We start from the raw sequence: 15,687 nt of genomic DNA, 5'->3' as shown, positions 1-15,687 counted from the left end.
GCCTGAGGCCAGGTCTGAGGACAGGGCTTGGAGGAGATACGCGGCGGTTGGCCATTTGGATCACGGTATTTGTAATTCGACGTGATCTAATTCCCCCAGCGGGCCGTACGAAGCCGTATGAGCCCCGTCCCACAGTCCACGGTAGCCGCCTTGCTGGCCCAGCCAGCCACGGCTGCCCGCCTGTCGGTCGTTACGTTGAAACAACCACGGGGAGCGATGCCGACAAGCGATGAACTGAACGCCCTGGTGCAGGCCATAGCGGCCGCGGGCGACCGGCAGGCTTTCGCTGCCCTGTTCAAGCATTTCGCGCCGCGCGTGAAGGCATTCCTGATGCGGTCGGGTACGGCAGAGGGTCTGGCCGAAGAGCTGGTGCAGGAGACCATGATTTCGGTATGGCGCAAGGCCGCCATGTTCAATCCGGCTCAGGCTGCGGTGTCGACCTGGATCTTCACCATAGCGCGCAATCTGCGCGTCGACCACTTCCGGCGCCAAGGGCAGCGCGAGGTGCAAGGCGACGGCACCGAAGCCGACGACATGCCGGACACGGCCCCCGCACTTGAAGATCAGGTGCGGACTGGCCGGCGCGAAAAGGGCGTTCGCGAGGCGATGTGCAAATTGTCGCCAGAGCAGGCGCAAATCGTGCGCCTGTCGTTCTACGAAGAGCATCCCCACTCCCGCATCGCGCTCGAGCTGGGCATTCCACTCGGCACTGTCAAGTCGCGCGTGCGGCTTGCCGTCAACCACCTGCGTCGATTGCTCGACGGCCTCGAACCATGATGAACCACCACCCGGACGATGACTTCTTGCTGGCCCTTGCGGCGGGCAATCTCGATAACGGCCCTTCGCTGGTCGTGTCCAGCCACGTCGAGGGCTGCGCGCATTGCCAGGAGCGCATTCGCGTGCTGGAAACGATCGGCGGCGACATGCTGGAGGCGCTTGACCCTGCAGTGCTTGCAACCGACGCGCTGACGAAGGCCCTGGCCGCCATCGACGCACCATCGCCGCCGGCGTTCCAACCGCCGACAGCGGTGGGGCTTCGCGCCGCATTGCCGGTCGGCATGAAGTGGCCACGGTCACTCCACGGCTGCACGACCACGCGCTGGCGTTGGCTTGGCCCCGGCATGCGCTGGAGCCGCGTGACGCTGCCTTACGACCGGGCTGCCAACGTGTTCTTGTTGCGCATAGGCGCCGGTAAAAAACTGCCGATGCACAGCCACAGTGAAGTCGAATTGACGCAGGTGCTGTACGGCACCTTCCACGATGGTCGGGCACTGTTCGGGCCGGGTGATTTCGACGAGGCCGACGGGTCCATCCTTCACCAGCCGGTCGTCCTCGCCGATGGTGAATGCATCTGCCTGGCATCGGTGCGCGGCAAGGTAATGTTCGAAGGTGCGATCGCCCGCTGGTTCGGCGGGCTGGTCGGGATGTAAAAAAACCGCTGCGTCGCAGCGGTTTTTTTTAGCTCCAGCGAAATCAGCGGCGGCCGATGAAATCGCTGATCCACCCGGTGATCCAGCAGGCTGCTGCGGCCGACACGGCAGTCACGAAAGTCCCCCAGCACAGGTCGGCCATGGTGACCTGTACAGGCCAGTTTTTCAGCGTCGCCTGGTTGGTTAGGTCATAGGTCGCATAGGCCACCAGCCCGAGCAAGGCGCCCGAGCCGAGCGCCGACAGCCAAGCCCGGCCGTTGACCGATGGCGCCACGCAGAAGAACACGACACCCACGATGTAGATCAGGTAGAACGCAATCGCCGGTGCCGGCGAAAAGCGCTCCAGCATCATGTTGCCGAGGGCCGGCCGGTAGAGCCGGTCGGCCATGGTGGTGAGCCAGATGGCATCTAGCCCCAGAAAGATAATGGCCGTGATGGGGTAGGCGATGAGGAAGTTTCGAATGGACATGGTGGGTGGTTCTCCTGCAACCATTACGACGCATGGCCGACCATGGATCACTTCAGACGCAATGCTTGCGCCACTTTTACTTCAACCGGTAGCTGAGCTTGCGGCCGCCGTCGACAGTCGAGTCGAGACCGAGCCAGTCGCCGGTGGCTGAGTACCAGACGTCGATCGGATTCGTGGCGCCCGTGATGCGCCACCGCGTCGCCACGGTCGATTGCCCGCGCACATCGATCTCGCCGCTACCGACGCGCGTGATCTGCACTTTTTCAAGCTTGCCGGTCTGCGCGTTGAGCAGTCGTGTCTGCGTCTGCAGGGCCGGATTCCAATAGGCGAAGCTCATCACGCAGCCCGCCACGGACAAGCCCGTGGCGTTATCCGCGAAGACCATGAGCCCTTCGCCTCCAGAGCTGCCTTCGCCTTCGGTTTGCGTGCGCACGCGCATGATCTTGCCATCGTCGTCCGTCTTCGAGACGAGGTCGGTCAAGCAGTTGCCGCGCCACTTCTCGACGACTTTGTGCTGGTAGCGGTAAGCCGATATGCCGATGAATCTGACGTCGAAGTTCGCCTCTCCGACAACTCGCCGCTCGTCGCCGGAACCGGTCACATTGAAGCGGTGTTCCCCAATGGGCTTGTCGTTCAGCGAGGCAACGAAATTCCATTCGCCGGTCGGTGCTGTCGCCGCATGGCTCGGTGCCGTTGCCAGCAGGCCGAACGAGAGCGAAAGCGCCAGCGTTTTACCGACATGGACAGCATGCAGCGCTTTCATGGCGTACCTTTGCGCGGCGGGCCCGGCACGAATGCGTTGGTCCGCTCGACGTATTCACGGTACTTCGGCCGGCGCTCAGCAATGTCCTTTTCGAGCAGCGTCACGCCGGACACCTTGAGCAGCAGTACCGTCATGAGCAGCGGCGAAACGACGCTCCACGCACCGCCCCAGCCTGCGGCGGACAGCGCCATCAGCCACAGTCCCCACCAGACGCAGGCCTCGCCGAAGTAGTTGGGGTGTCTGGTATAGCGCCACAGGCCGCGGTCCATGACCTGGCCCTTCTGGGCGGGGTCGGACTTGAAAGTGGCCATTTGCTGGTCACCGATGGCTTCGAAAACCACGCCGAAGATCGCGATCGACATGCCCGCCCAATCGAGCAAGCCAAGCGGGTTCGGTGCGACAACGCCAACGGTATTTCCCGCGACGACGCCCACGAACAACGGAGCCGAGACAATCCACGCGAGCACCACCTGCAAAGCGAAGATGAGGTACAGGCTTTTAAACCCGAAGTTCGGCTGGTTGCGGGCGCGGATCTCCTGATAGCGGCGATCTTCCCCGTGCCCCCAGTTGCGTACCGTGATGAACAGACTGAGGCGCAACGCCCACGCGACCGCGATGGCGATCATGCAAACGCTTCGAATGCCCGGCGCCGGCATTAGCACGAAGTAAACGCACCCCGCACCCGCGATCAAGATCGGCCACATGCGGTCGACCAGACTCACGTCGGTGCGCGACAGGCTCACCAGCCAGGTCAACACTGCCAGCACGGCGGTCACGCCCAATCCAGTAAAGGCTATCGGCCACATTGCAATCACCTCACGCATGAGCAGTCTCCGGAAGATCGGCATGTATGACCGCCTCGACGATCACGCCATCGAATCGGATCGACAACCAGACCAGCAGTGGCATCAGCACGGCCCAGCCAACGACCAGTTCGGCCAGCGCCGGCGTGGCATGAATGAACGACGCGCCGCCAAGCCGCACGCCCGACGCAAAAGAGGCCGGGCCGGCAATAGCGCCGAGCACGACGGCCAGCCACAGCCGCGGGCGCAGCCAGCGCAATGTCACGTTCAACTGGATCGCGAACAAGCCCCAAAGACCGATCATCCAGTAGGGCGGCAGATGGGCCAAGGGTTGCCCCGACGGATAGCCGATGTTGCCCAGCGCGACATGAATCGTCTCCGATGCAAAGCCGATCAGGCAAACCAGCGCAACGAGTGCAGCCTCCTGCGCAGGTCGCGAGGAAACGGCGATGTGCCATGCGATCACCGCGAGCCCGCATGCCAATCCCCAGAGCGGCCGGTCGTGCGCGGCACCGAGCACTGCCGCGAACCAGCCGATCTGCGCCAGCACCACGTTCGCGAGTTGCATGGTCCGCGTTGGTTGCGCTGGAGCGACTGTCACGCGCGCTTCTCGAACAGGTAGTGGCTGACCCACCACCGCTGGCCTTCGTCGTAACCGAACAGCTCTTCGACCGACATGAAGAACAGGCGCCACCGCGTCCACCACACGTTGGCTTCACCACCATAGGTGCTCTCGAACAGCGGCATCAGTTCGCTGCGGTGCGCATCCATGTTGCGCAGCCACGCTGCCGACGTGCGCTGGTAGTGCGTGCCGTTCCAGCGCCAGCGTTGCAGCAGGCGCAAGTCGTCCTGGCAGTGCAATGCCAGGTCGTCGCTGGGCATCATGCCGCCAGAGAAAAAGTGCTTGCTCATCCAGTCGCTGGCATCGCGCTCGACGAAGGGGTAGGGCGCGTCGCGGTGCGCGAACACGTGCATGAAGAAGCGGCCTCCCGGCCTCAACCATGAGGCGACGTTGGCGAATGCACGTGGCCAGTTCCGCAGGTGCTCGAACATCTCGATCGACACGATGCGGTCGAACTGCTCGTCGCTGCTGAAGACGTTGAAGTCGCGGGTGAGCACGCGAACGTTGGTCAGCCCGCGGCGCGTCGCTTCGGATTCGATGTACTCGCGCTGGGAGCTGGAATTCGACAGTGCGGTGATCTGGCTGCCGGGGTAGCGCTGGGCCATGAAGAGCGTCAGCGAACCCCAGCCGCAACCGAGTTCCAGCACCTGCTGCCCATCTTTCAGGCCGGCGCGTTCGCATGTTGCGTTGAGCGAGGCCGCCTCGGCCGCTTCGAGCGTGTCGACGCCGTCGGGCCAATAGCAACTGCTGTATTTACGATGCTTGCCGAGTACGGCGCCGAAGAACGCGGCCGGTACTTCGTAGTGCTGCTCGTTGGCCTTTTCGGGCAGAGGCGCCAGTTCAGCGCTGCGCATTGTTGCGAGAAAATCGCTGGTCTGATCAGACGTGGATTCGGTATCGGCGCTTTCCAGCTCGATCACCCGCGCTTTCAACAAGCGGCGGATGCCTGCCCGCACGACTCGGTCTGGCACGTAGCCCTGTTCGACCCAATGGATCGCGGTGGCAGTGTTTTGCGACATGTGCGCTTTCTTCTCCAGGCACACGATGTGTGTGATTCCAGAGCTGTTACGCAGCCCGATGCCGTTTGGATCTGCAGGTCGAATTCGTCTCTAAAAGACGGTGCCGTCGCTCTCGATCATCAGTGGCGGTGCGCCGTTGCGCAGGCGATGTGCCGACGCGCGTCCCGCCGCCCAGGTTCCGCCTTCAAGGACGCACGCCAGCGGCATATCTTCTTCCGTGCGGTTCAGCACCTTGCGCACACGCGGCGCCACTTCATCGAGCAGCGCGACCGTGAGCGCACGCCACTCCACGATGAACTCGTCGCTGACCTTCCAGCTGCGTTCGAGAAACGCAGGGTCCTTCGGCACGATGACCTGACTGTCGATCAGCAGGCCGCCGTTGCGGTATTCGGGCAGTGCGGTCAGCGTCTCCAGATGCCGCACCTTGACGCCGGCCCAAGCGAACGGCTCCAGCAATGAATAGGTCAGCCACTGCGAGAGCTTGTGAAACGGCATCCATCCATCGGTCAAGCCGGGGCCGGTCACTGCGCTGTGGCGCCAGCAATCGCCGAGCGCCAATGCCCGGTCGCTGGTGCCGAAGCCGCCGGCGTTGTCGCTGCCGTCGGCGGCCAGGCTGTCGATGGCGTTGGATGCCGGCCAGATGCCCGAGAACGAATCGAGCAACAGCGACAGAATCTCGTGCGCCGTGACCTCGGCCGTCGGTGGCGCGGCGGGGCCGTACGGGCCGACCAGCGCGTCGAACAGTCCGCCGGGCCGGCCGCTGTCGCCGAACACCTCGGGCTGCTCGGTCATCGCCTCGCCGAGCCTGCGCAACAGCATCGCGCGCCCGGCAAGGCCGATCAGCGGATTGGCTTCGCTCACTTGCAGTGCGTCGCCGAGACGGTCTGTGACGAGTGCCTTCAGACCGGCCGCGTCGGCCTGCAGCGGACGGTCGGGATCGGATGAAAACAGGCCGCTGGTGAACGCATGAAAGCTCGCCACGGCCAGGCCTTCTGAGCGCGAGAAGCTCTGGCCTTCTTCGTCGCCGAAGGCAGTTTCGATGTAGCGCCAATCGGGCCCGGCACCGGCGTCGAGCAACACGCTGACCAACGCCAGATCGATCTGCGCGCGGGCACGCTCACGCGATGTCGCGGCTTCGCCCAACAGGGTGTTCAACTCGGCCAGCCGGTCGACACCACCGGCCTCGAAATGGCGCCAGCGGCTGTGGTACGGAATCGTGTCCCACGGGTATCGTTCAAGCGTTACTTCTGCCACGGCCCGTGCGGCATCTTCGATGGTGCTGTCGTTGCCGATGGTGAACCACGCCGACTCGCCGCGCCGCGCGCGTGCCAGCAAGGCGGCCGAGCGCTCGCGGACAGCCGCAGTGGTGCGCAACAACGCCGCAGCGCCCGCCGCATGACTGCTGTCGTCGGTCAGCTCGACGATCGGATCGACATGGCCTTCCGCGTCCGCACTTCGAACGGCTGCGTTGTGTGTCGGGCGCTCCGGGTCGACGCCGTAGTTGTCGCGGCTCATTTGGCGAGCCCCCGACCTTTGGCCTGCTTCAACTCATCGGCATTGGGCACATGGCCTGGTGTGAAGTAGCCGGCGGCTTTCTTGGCGTCCATCTCGACCTTGGCGTCGGCTGGGATCAGGTCGTCCGGAATGTTGACTCGCTCGCCGATCTCGATGCCCGAGCCGGTGATGGCGTCGTACTTGAGATTGCTCATCGAAACCAGCCGGTGAATCTTCCGGATGCCGAGCCAGTGGAAGACATCAGGCATCAGCTCCTGGAAGCGCATGTCCTGCACGCCGGCCACGCACTCCGTCCGCGCGAAGTACTGGTCTGCCGTGTCGCCGCCGACCTGGCGCTTGCGCGCGTTGTAGACCAAAAACTTGGTGACTTCACCGAGCGCCCGGCCTTCCTTGCGCGAGTAGGCGACCAGCCCGACGCCGCCACGTTGCGCGCCCTGAATGCATTCCTCAATGGCATGGGTCAAATACGGCCGACAAGTGCAAATGTCGGAGCCGAACACGTCGGAGCCGTTGCACTCGTCGTGGATGCGCGCGGTGAGTTCGACCTCCGGATTCGCCAGATCGCGCGGGTTGCCGAAGATGTAGAGCGTCTGTCCGCCGATGGGTGGCAAGAACACTTCAAGATCGGAGCGCGTGACCAGCTCGGGGTACATGCCGCCGGTCTCCTCGAACAGCGTGCGGCGCAGATCGGTTTCGCTGCAACCGAAGCGCTTGGCCACGTCTGGCAAAAACCAGACGGGCTCGATCGCCGCCTTGGTCACCATCGCGGCACCGCCGGCGGTCAGGAACTTGCCGTCGGCCTTGAGGCGTCCGCTTTGCAGCGCCTCGATTACCTCCGGCAGGATGACGTGGGCCTGCGTGATGGCGATAGTCGGGCGGATGTCGTAGCCGGCCGCGAGCTCGCCCGAAAACACATCGGCCACCAGCGCGCCCCAAGGGTCTAGCGAGACGATCTTGCCGGGCTCGCTCCACTGCGGATAGGGGCCGATGAGGTCGGTCGGCGCGGTGTTGGTCAGGTCGGCGCGATGCTCGCGCTTGAGTGCGCCGGCCGCGACGGCGAGCGCGCGGTACACGCTGTACGAACCACTGTGGGTGCCGATGACGTTGCGGTGCGCGCGCGAGGTCGTGGTGCCGACGACCGGACCGCGTTCGGCCGCGCTGGCCGCTGCCCAACGGATGGGCAGCGCGCCGAAGCCGCCGCTGTGCGAGGTGAGTCGGATGTGGCGTTGAGCTGGTGTTGCAGGGACGGCCGGCAGCGGTGAGGGCAAGGCGCCGCCAACGGGGATGTCGACGGAAACTGCAATGTCGGGCGACAGAGAGAACATCAGGGACGGAGGACCGGAAACAGCGGAAGCAGCGGGAGCAGCGGGAGCAAGAGAAGGAATCGAAACGGCATCAACAGACATTGCAGGCCCTCAAAAACATCAATGTAGCGACCCCCTTGTGAACTGGCAAGCCAGCGCACGGCACAATTCTTTGACCTCTTTTTTCGCCAGTGCCGTAACCGTTCCACCCCATGCCACGAATAACAAGGGACAGCGCGACGGGTGCGCGCGGCGCCAATGCCGGCGAAACGGTCGAAACCGTCCTTCGTGATTTGTTCCTTCGTGGACTTACCGGAGACGCCGCGGCGTACCACACGTTCCTGTCGAAACTCTGCGCGCACCTTCGCGCGTTTTTGGGCAAGCGCCTGTTCGGCTGGCCCGATGAGGTCGAAGACCTCGTACAGGAATGCCTGCTCGCAATGCACAACCAGCGTCACACGTACCAGCCCGACCAGCCCTTGACGGCATGGGTGCATGCCATCGCCCGCTACAAAATGATCGATCTGCTGCGCTCCAAATCGATCCGCGAGGCCTTGCACGATCCGATCGACGAAGACCTCGAAGTCTTCGCCGCGTCGGCTACCGATGCCAGCGACGCCCGGCGCGACTTGGGTGGATTGCTCGCCACATTGCCCGACCGCCAACGCCTGCCGATCGTCCACGTGAAGATCGAAGGGCTGTCGGTCGCCGAGACCTCGCGGCTCATCGGCATGTCGGAGTCGGCCGTCAAGGTCAACGTGCACCGCGGCCTGAAGGCGCTGGCTGCACGATTCAGGAGCGCGCCATGAAGACCGACGATCTCGTGACGATGCTCGCCAATGGCGTGGCGCCCGTGCCGCGGCATGCGGCGTCGCGGCGCATGACCTGGGCGGTGGCCGTCGGCTTGCCGCTGTCGCTGCTGATCCTGTTTGCCGAATACGGCCTCCGGCGCGATCTTGTCGAGGTCATGTTCTGGCCGATGTTCTGGTTCAAGCTGCTTTTCCCGGCCTGCATCGCTGTCGCCGGCTTCGTGATGCTGCAGAGGCTGGCGCGGCCCGGAGTTCCGGTGCGGAATGCCTGGTGGGCTGCGTTGCTCCCGGCGGTGGGTGTGTGGCTGCTGGCGATCGTCGCCTGGCTCGGCGCGCCCGCCGATGCACGCATGCCGATGCTGATGGGGCAGACCTGGAAGACCTGCGCATTGAGCATCTGCCTGATCGGCTTGCCGGTGTTCGTCGCGGCGATCGTCGCGCTGCGCAGCCTGGCGCCGACCCGCCCTGCGCTCGCGGGCGCCGCAGCCGGTGCACTGGCGGGTGGCATCGGCGGCAGCGTCTATGCGCTGCACTGCATGGAGCTGGCCGCGCCGTTCCTGGCGGTCTGGTACGTGGGCGGTATCGTCCTGGCGATTGCGATCGGGGCTGTCGTGGGGCCGCGCTTGCTGCGCTGGTGATGCTGCAGGAGTGGGTGGGGGCGGGAGGAGTACGGAAGATGAGTTGGTGAAAATGAGCCACAGACCGACAGGGAACAAGAGCTGATGCGAATTCTTCACACTTCCGACTGGCATTTGGGCCAGCATTTCATGGGCAAGAGCCGCCAGGCGGAGCATCAATGCCTGATCGACTGGCTGCTGCTTCAAGTCGATGCGCATGCGGTGGATGCGGTGCTTATCGCCGGCGACATCTTCGACACCGGATCTCCCCCAAGTTATGCGCGCGAGCTGTACAGCCAATTGGTGGTTCGACTGCACGGCGCGGGTGTTGCGCTGCTGCTGCTCGGGGGCAACCATGATTCGGTTGCGACACTGGGCGAAAGCCGCGGATTGCTCGCCTGCCTGAGCTCGACAGTGATCGCGACGGTGGACGACCCCGCAAGCCAAGTCGTCGTGCTGCCGTTGCGGGGCGGCAAGGGTGAGGCGGGCTGCATCGTCTGTGCGATTCCATTCATTCGCCCGCGTGACGTATTGCAGAGCCAGGCCGGGCAGAGTGCCGACGAAAAACAGCAGTCCATGCGAGCTGCCATTCAGGCCTATTACCAATCGGTCTACGAGGCGGGCCGCGCACGGCAAGCAGAACTGAAAAGCGAACTGGGCCGCGTCGTTCCGCTGATCGCCACCGGGCATCTCACTACCGTGGGCGCCACCAGCAATGAGTCGGTCCGCGAGATCTATGTGGGCTCGCTCGATGCCTATCCCACGTCGGCGTTTCCGCCGGTGGACTACATCGCGTTGGGGCACATTCACAAGCCGCAAAAGGTTGGTGGACTCGATCACATTCGCTATTGCGGCTCGCCCATCCCTCTGGGGTTCGACGAAGCGCGGCAGCAAAAAGAGATGTTGCTGGTGGACCTGGGCGCGGACGGACTGACGGCCATCACGCCGCTGATGGTGCCGCGGTTCCAGCCGTTGATCTCTGTCGGCGGCAACTTGATGGCGCTGGCCAGTGCCATCACCGCAGCCGCTCTTGAAGGGTCTGCTGCGCGACCGGTCTGGCTGGAAGTCACCGTCGCGGAGGACGACTATTTGTCCGACTTGCCTGCGCGCATCGAGGTCATGACGCAAGGCTTGCCCGTGGAGGTTTTGCGCGTGCGGCGCCAGCGTGGCAATGCGGCAGCCAGCATGGCTGGCGAGGTGAGTGAAACGCTGGATGAACTCAGCCCCCACGATGTATTTTCGCGCCGATTGGCGCAAGAAGAACTGACGCCTGAACTGCTGGTGGCCTTGAGCCAGCGTTACCGAGCCATCGTGACCGGTCTCACGGAGGGTGCAGCATGAAAATTCTGAGTCTGCGCCTGAAGAACCTCAACTCACTCAAAGGTGAGTGGACGATCGACTTCACCAAATCCCCCTTTACCGACAACAGCCTGTTTGCCATCACCGGCCCCACCGGCGCGGGCAAGTCGACCTTGCTCGACGCGATCTGCCTGGCGCTGTACCACGAGACGCCGCGCCTGAAGAGCATCTCGGCGTCGGCCAACGACATCATGACGCGGCACACCGCCGATTGCCTGGCCGAGGTGGAGTTCGAAGTGAAGGGCGCTGTGTACCGCGCGTTCTGGAGCCAGCGCCGCGCCCGCGACAAAGTCGACGGCGCGCTGCAGGCTCCCAAAGTGGAACTGGCCAGCGTCGACCGGACCAGCGGCGCAGGGACGATCTTGACGCGCCAAAGCGGCGACAAGCTCAAGCGCATGGCGGAGATCACCGGCCTCGACTTCCCCCGTTTCACCAAGTCCATGCTGCTGGCCCAAGGCGGCTTTGCTGCATTCTTGAACGCTAGCGCCAACGACCGAGCCGAGTTGCTGGAGGAGCTGACGGGCACTGAAATCTATGGCGAAATCTCCAAGAAAGTGTTCGACGAGGCGCGACAGGCCAAGCAGCAACTGGAGCAACTCAAGGCTCGCGCAGACGGCGTGGAACTGTTGACCGCAGACAAGCGCGAGGCCATGCAAGGCGACGTGAAGCGTTGGGGTGATGAACTGCTGGGCGTGCAAGCCAACCAGCAGGTCACCCAAGCACAACGCCAATGGCAGCTGAACCTGGCGCAAAGCGCGCAAGAGGTGCAAAGCATGGAGGCGCAAGGCATTGCAGCGGCAGCGGCGCTGGAAACCGCCGCACCCGAACTTCGCCGCCTTGCCGACAGCGAGCCTGCGCAAACGCTCAAGCCGCTGCACCACGCTTGGCAACAAGCGCAAGCCGCATGCGGCCATAGCGAAACCGTGCTGGCAACGCTCCGCGTCGATCGGCAACGCGAGACCACCGCTCACTACCAGCAACACCACCTTGCCCAAACGCTGTCCAGCCGAATTGCGCAGCATGCACAAGACCAACTCACGCTGAGAAAAGGTGAGCATCAGCAGCTCACCGACTTTTGCGTAACGTACCCACAGCGCGCCGCCTTGGGCGAACGCCTGGGCAGTTGGCGGCAACAGTTCGACCAACGCCATCGGCTGCAACACAACCTAGTCACCCAGCAACAGGCTTTGCAGGCGCTGAAAGAAGAGCAAGCGGCCCGCAGCCGCAAACTCACGGCACAGAGCGCCCTGGTGGATACAGCGGCCCTGGCAAAAACCGCATCGGCGTCCGCGCAGCAATCGGCGCAGGCCGCACAAGATCAGCGATTGGCCGGGCAGACGCCCGCCGGTTTGCGCGCGCTGTGGCAGGCCGAGCAGGGCCATCTGAACCGCTGGCAACAGCTGGAAGCTCTGGCCAAACAGCGTCGTGAACTCGCGACCCAGCAGGGCACGCTGGCCGCGGACGTGCAGCAAGGCAACGCCACGATAGGTACGCAAACTGCTGCGGTGTCAGCGCTGCGGGAAGAATACAAAGCGGTGAAAGAGCAGGTTGCAGACAAGCAAAAACTGCTCGACCAGGAGCGCCGCATTCAAAGCCTGGATGCGCACCGCCTGGCATTGCAGCCCGGGGAGGCTTGCCCCTTGTGCGGTGCCGTGGAACACCCCGCAATCGATGCTTACCAAGCGCTCGATGTTTCAGCCACCGCCGCCACCTTGAAGCTCAAACAAGATGCGCTCGAGAAACTGAAAACACAGGGGGAAATCGCCTCCGCCGCTTTGGCTGCGAGCAACGCTCGCCAAACAGAGCGGCTGAACAGTCAAGAGAAAGCCGCACAGCACATCAGCCAGTGGCAAACCGTTTGGACCGCGTCGATCAGCCAGGTGAAAACCACGCCCGCATTGACCGTTGACGATTGGCACAGCGCCGAGCACTTGGCTGCCGGGCGCCAGACTGTTGCACAGGCTCTCGTCCAACTCGCCGACGATCTGCAAGCCGCAGAGACGGGCGAACAGACGATTCAGCGCGCCCAGGCAGCCGCCAACCAAAGCGCCCAGGCGTTGCAGGCGGCACAGGGCCAGCTGGCCCTGATGCGACAGGCGGCCAAGGATTCGCAGGTGCGCCAGACGACGCTGGTGCAAACCGGTCAAACAAATCAGGAAGAGCTCGCGACCGTGGAGGCGAGCCTGCAAACCACACTGGCCGAAGCCGGCTACGCGCTGCCAGCCGATCCCAAGCCGTGGCTACAAGAGCGAGACGGTGAGTGGCAACACTGGCAGCAGACCCAGCGCCAACTTCAGGCGCTGGCCCAAGCCATCACCCGCCAGCAAGCCCAGTGCGACGCGACACAGACAGAAGCCAGCTCGTGGGCGCAACGATGGACCGACCTGCAGGCCCGCGCGGATCAACCCGCGATGGCCTCGCCCGCGCACAAGGAAGTGGCGGCCGATGAACTGCCGGCCGCGCTCGCCGCTTGCACTCACGACATCGCCATCCTGACCCAAACCATCGCCGCCCTGACGGGCCGACATGCGCAGGCAGAGGCAGCTCTCGCGCAACAACGCGCAGCCTTACTGGACGCGGAAGGCGCGTGGCACACCGCCCTGAACGCCAGCCCTTTTGCCGACGCGCCAGCGTTTGAGGTCGCACTTTTGCCCGAGCCCGAACGCCAGCGCTTGAGTGCGCTGAAAGATTCACTGAACGCCGCGCAACAGCGGGCCAACGCACTGTTGCAGGCCGCACGCGACAAACAAACGCAGTTGGAAGTACAAGCACTCACGCCACTCGCCGCCGAAGAAATCGTTGAGCAAATGGAGGCGCTAGAGGCGCAGCGCAGTGCCCTCAGCGAACAAATCGGTGCCCAGCGCGCCTTGCTTACGAGCGATGCGCAACACCGCCAAAACCAGCAAGCCCTGTTTGCGCAAATCAGCGAACAGACCGGAGAGGCCGATATCTGGCAACGGCTGGACGGCTTGATCGGCTCTGCCAGAGGCGACAAGTTCCGCAAGTTCGCCCAGGGGCTCACGCTCGACCATTTGCTGCACCTTGCTAACCGGCACTTGGCGCGCCTGCACGGCCGCTACCTGCTGCGTCGCAAGCCCACTGGCGAACTGGAACTGGACATCGTGGATGCATGGCAGGGCGATGCCACGCGCGACACGCGCACCCTGTCGGGCGGCGAAGGCTTCCTGGTCAGCCTTGCGCTGGCCCTGGCGCTGTCGGACCTGGTGAGCAACAAAACGTCCATCGATTCGCTCTTCCTCGACGAAGGCTTTGGCTCGCTCGACGGCGACACGCTGGAGATCGCGCTGACGGCGCTGGATTCACTGAACGCCAGCGGCAAGATGATCGGCATCATCAGCCACGTAGAGGCGCTGAAAGAGCGCATCCCCGCGCAGATCCGGGTGGAGAAGGGCGGGGGAATTGGGCATTCGCGGTTGGTGGTGTAGTGCAAAAACTGGCGTGCGGCGTTCGAAGAAGATAGATAAACGCACTACAAAGTGACTAAAAAAAACACCTAACTTATTGTTATTTATTGTGTTTCGGCAAAAAATGCCAAAACATTAAAATCTACCGAAATGCATGAACTCAGCCCCGCTATCACCCGCCAGTACATCGATGCTGTCGCCGTGTTCGAAGCCTTGGATGACGCCGTAGCGGAAGCTGCCCAGGTGCGCGGTGGGATGTATTGGCATGCGGGGACCGCGTCGTCGCCAGAGTCCAGATATCTGGTGCGCACCACGCCTGCCGGGGCAGAGAAAAGTCTGGGCCCGGACACGCCAGAGACGCAAGCCGTTTACAACAAATTCACCCGAAGAAAGCAGGCCAGCGTCGAACGGCTTTCCAGCCTGAAAGCTGCGCTGGACCAGCAGCAGCGCATGAACCGCGCCCTGCGCGTTGGCAGGGTGGACCCGCTGGTGGTGGCGCTTCTCAACCGGTTGGCCAGCACTCATCTGAGTGAGCACTTTCGCGTGGTCGGCACCCATGCCTTGTATGCGTACGAGGCCGCCGCCGGGGTCCGCCTGGATGCAGACGCACTGGCAACGCGCGACATCGATTTGCTGTGGGACACCCGCAAACGCATCATCTTTTCTACCCAGCTCGCACGCGTGGACAGTTCCATGTTGGGGGTGCTCAAAAAGGTGGACCCAACCTTTCGCATGCGCCAAAGCCAAAAGTACACCGCTGTCAACAAAGACGGCTTCGAGGTCGACATCATTCGCCGTGAGCAGACCGATGGCGACCCACACCCCATCAAGCTCAGCGACGAAGACGACGACTTCTGGGTGGCCCAGGCCCACCGCGCCAACGTACTGCTCGACTCGCCGGGCTTCTCTGCCGTGATCGTTGCCACCAACGGCACCATGGCGCGCATGAACACCGTGCACCCGGCCACGTTGATGGCGTTTAAACGCTGGATGGCCGGGCAAGCCGATCGCGACGCCCTTAAACGCCGTCGTGACGTGCTGCAGGCCGATGCGGTGCAGGTGCTGCTGGAGCAGTACTTGCCCCAGCTTCAAGAGGTCAGTACGCGCCCATGAAGTCACGCTTGCCAATGGGCAAACCGTTGTGGCGCAGGATGTCGTAGCTCGTTGTCACATGAAAGAAGAACTGCGGCAAACCGTAGTTCGCGAGGTAGGTCTGCCCACTGAGCTTCTTCTCTTTCGGCGTGCCGGGGCGCAAGACGATTTCGGCGCTTTCCTTGCCTTCAAACTGCGATGCGTTGACGCTGTCGAGAAACGCCAGGGTTTGGGTCAAAAGCACATCCAGATCGCCAAAGCTCTTCTCTTGGCCTGCAAAGGTGGGCACATCTACCCCGGCCAGACGCGCCGAAACACCACGTGAAAAATCGGCAGCAATCTGTACTTGCTTGAGCAGCGGAAACATGTCGGGCGCCAACCGCTGAGTATTCCGGTCGAACGTGACCGGTGATTCCGGCAACGTGACCGCCATTCCGGCGAACGTGACCGGCACGGCGGT

General features: G+C 63.5%; 15 protein-coding genes and 1 pseudogene. 8 read left to right on the top strand and 8 right to left on the bottom strand.

Annotated elements, in window-relative coordinates; all coding sequences use genetic code 11:
- Nucleotides 1-117 precede the first annotated feature (117 nt).
- On the top strand, nucleotides 118-777 hold the full coding sequence (locus QN397_RS08380) for a sigma-70 family RNA polymerase sigma factor (RefSeq protein ID WP_323500649.1): 660 nt from the start codon (nucleotides 118-120) through the stop codon (nucleotides 775-777).
- Nucleotides 774-1,430: a ChrR family anti-sigma-E factor gene (locus QN397_RS08375; protein WP_323495102.1), complete on the top strand. Its 657-nt coding sequence runs from the start codon at nucleotides 774-776 to the stop codon at nucleotides 1,428-1,430. The genes QN397_RS08380 and QN397_RS08375 overlap by 4 nt, the downstream gene beginning before the upstream one ends.
- 43 nt (nucleotides 1,431-1,473) lie before the next feature.
- On the opposite strand, the gene QN397_RS08370 is transcribed toward QN397_RS08375, so the two are convergent.
- From QN397_RS08370 to QN397_RS08340, 7 genes are all read right to left on the bottom strand, one after another.
- Nucleotides 1,474-1,899, bottom strand: coding sequence for a DUF2177 family protein (locus QN397_RS08370; protein ID WP_323495103.1), 426 nt, complete (start codon nucleotides 1,897-1,899; stop codon nucleotides 1,474-1,476).
- Nucleotides 1,900-1,975: 76 nt separating this feature from the next.
- Nucleotides 1,976-2,662: a DUF6134 family protein gene (locus tag QN397_RS08365; protein ID WP_323500648.1), complete on the bottom strand. Its 687-nt coding sequence runs from the start codon at nucleotides 2,660-2,662 to the stop codon at nucleotides 1,976-1,978.
- Entirely contained in the window at nucleotides 2,659-3,486 is an 828-nt protein-coding gene (locus tag QN397_RS08360) for a DUF1295 domain-containing protein (protein WP_323500647.1), read from the bottom strand. Before QN397_RS08360 ends, QN397_RS08365 begins: the two co-directional genes overlap by 4 nt.
- A complete protein-coding gene (locus QN397_RS08355) occupies nucleotides 3,479-4,033 on the bottom strand; it encodes a DUF2878 domain-containing protein (RefSeq protein ID WP_323500646.1) in 555 nt (184 codons plus the stop codon). The genes QN397_RS08360 and QN397_RS08355 overlap by 8 nt, the downstream gene beginning before the upstream one ends.
- Nucleotides 4,034-4,062: 29 nt before the next feature.
- Complete coding sequence (locus QN397_RS08350; protein ID WP_323495107.1) at nucleotides 4,063-5,106, bottom strand: cyclopropane-fatty-acyl-phospholipid synthase family protein; 1,044 nt, start codon at nucleotides 5,104-5,106, stop codon at nucleotides 4,063-4,065.
- Nucleotides 5,107-5,196: 90 nt separating this feature from the next.
- Complete coding sequence (locus QN397_RS08345; protein ID WP_323500645.1) at nucleotides 5,197-6,621, bottom strand: URC4/urg3 family protein; 1,425 nt, start codon at nucleotides 6,619-6,621, stop codon at nucleotides 5,197-5,199.
- A complete protein-coding gene (locus QN397_RS08340; protein ID WP_323495109.1) occupies nucleotides 6,618-7,946 on the bottom strand; it encodes a GTP cyclohydrolase II in 1,329 nt (442 codons plus the stop codon). The genes QN397_RS08345 and QN397_RS08340 overlap by 4 nt, the downstream gene beginning before the upstream one ends.
- A gap of 191 nt (nucleotides 7,947-8,137) precedes the next feature.
- Between QN397_RS08340 and QN397_RS08335 the strand changes: the two genes are divergently transcribed.
- From QN397_RS08335 to QN397_RS08310, 6 genes and pseudogenes are all read left to right on the top strand, one after another.
- Nucleotides 8,138-8,734 carry a sigma-70 family RNA polymerase sigma factor gene (locus tag QN397_RS08335; protein ID WP_323500644.1) on the top strand — a complete coding sequence of 199 codons (597 nt, stop codon included), beginning with the start codon at nucleotides 8,138-8,140 and terminating at the stop codon, nucleotides 8,732-8,734.
- The gene (locus tag QN397_RS08330; RefSeq protein WP_323495111.1) at nucleotides 8,731-9,372 is read left to right on the top strand and encodes a DUF1109 domain-containing protein; all 642 of its coding nucleotides are present in this window, start codon (nucleotides 8,731-8,733) and stop codon (nucleotides 9,370-9,372) included. Before QN397_RS08335 ends, QN397_RS08330 begins: the two co-directional genes overlap by 4 nt.
- A gap of 84 nt (nucleotides 9,373-9,456) precedes the next feature.
- The gene (gene sbcD / locus QN397_RS08325; RefSeq protein ID WP_323500643.1) at nucleotides 9,457-10,692 is read left to right on the top strand and encodes an exonuclease subunit SbcD; all 1,236 of its coding nucleotides are present in this window, start codon (nucleotides 9,457-9,459) and stop codon (nucleotides 10,690-10,692) included.
- Nucleotides 10,689-11,258 (top strand): annotated as a pseudogene (locus QN397_RS08320) (AAA family ATPase); the annotation flags it as partial. The gene sbcD and the pseudogene QN397_RS08320, both read left to right, overlap by 4 nt.
- Before the next feature lie 555 nt (nucleotides 11,259-11,813).
- Entirely contained in the window at nucleotides 11,814-14,156 is a 2,343-nt protein-coding gene (locus QN397_RS08315) for an SbcC/MukB-like Walker B domain-containing protein (RefSeq protein WP_323500711.1), read from the top strand.
- Between the two features lie 129 nt (nucleotides 14,157-14,285).
- Nucleotides 14,286-15,248: a GSU2403 family nucleotidyltransferase fold protein gene (locus tag QN397_RS08310; RefSeq protein ID WP_323500642.1), complete on the top strand. Its 963-nt coding sequence runs from the start codon at nucleotides 14,286-14,288 to the stop codon at nucleotides 15,246-15,248.
- Here the strand turns inward: QN397_RS08310 and QN397_RS08305 are convergent.
- On the bottom strand, nucleotides 15,232-15,681 hold the full coding sequence (locus tag QN397_RS08305; RefSeq protein WP_323500710.1) for a DUF1993 domain-containing protein: 450 nt from the start codon (nucleotides 15,679-15,681) through the stop codon (nucleotides 15,232-15,234). The two genes, QN397_RS08310 and QN397_RS08305, sit on opposite strands and share 17 nt — an antisense overlap.
- Nucleotides 15,682-15,687 lie beyond the last annotated feature (6 nt).

Origin of the sequence: Variovorax sp. RTB1 (assembly GCF_035018765.1) — a bacterium.
In the GTDB taxonomy this organism is placed as follows: Bacteria; Pseudomonadota; Gammaproteobacteria; order Burkholderiales; family Burkholderiaceae_C; genus Variovorax.
The sequence above is the reverse complement of the archived record's forward strand: the minus strand, read 5'-3'. Positions and strand labels throughout refer to the sequence as shown.

Coding starts and splice junctions, on each gene's coding strand:
- QN397_RS08380 (WP_323500649.1), top strand. CDS start 118: ATGAGCCCCGTCCCACAGTCCACGGTAGCCGCCTTGCTGGCCCAGCCA.
- QN397_RS08375 (WP_323495102.1), top strand. CDS start 774: ATGATGAACCACCACCCGGACGATGACTTCTTGCTGGCCCTTGCGGCG.
- QN397_RS08370 (WP_323495103.1), bottom strand. CDS start 1,899: ATGTCCATTCGAAACTTCCTCATCGCCTACCCCATCACGGCCATTATC.
- QN397_RS08365 (WP_323500648.1), bottom strand. CDS start 2,662: ATGAAAGCGCTGCATGCTGTCCATGTCGGTAAAACGCTGGCGCTTTCG.
- QN397_RS08360 (WP_323500647.1), bottom strand. CDS start 3,486: ATGCGTGAGGTGATTGCAATGTGGCCGATAGCCTTTACTGGATTGGGC.
- QN397_RS08355 (WP_323500646.1), bottom strand. CDS start 4,033: ATGCAACTCGCGAACGTGGTGCTGGCGCAGATCGGCTGGTTCGCGGCA.
- QN397_RS08350 (WP_323495107.1), bottom strand. CDS start 5,106: ATGTCGCAAAACACTGCCACCGCGATCCATTGGGTCGAACAGGGCTAC.
- QN397_RS08345 (WP_323500645.1), bottom strand. CDS start 6,621: ATGAGCCGCGACAACTACGGCGTCGACCCGGAGCGCCCGACACACAAC.
- QN397_RS08340 (WP_323495109.1), bottom strand. CDS start 7,946: ATGTTCTCTCTGTCGCCCGACATTGCAGTTTCCGTCGACATCCCCGTT.
- QN397_RS08335 (WP_323500644.1), top strand. CDS start 8,138: ATGCCACGAATAACAAGGGACAGCGCGACGGGTGCGCGCGGCGCCAAT.
- QN397_RS08330 (WP_323495111.1), top strand. CDS start 8,731: ATGAAGACCGACGATCTCGTGACGATGCTCGCCAATGGCGTGGCGCCC.
- sbcD (WP_323500643.1), top strand. CDS start 9,457: ATGCGAATTCTTCACACTTCCGACTGGCATTTGGGCCAGCATTTCATG.
- QN397_RS08310 (WP_323500642.1), top strand. CDS start 14,286: ATGCATGAACTCAGCCCCGCTATCACCCGCCAGTACATCGATGCTGTC.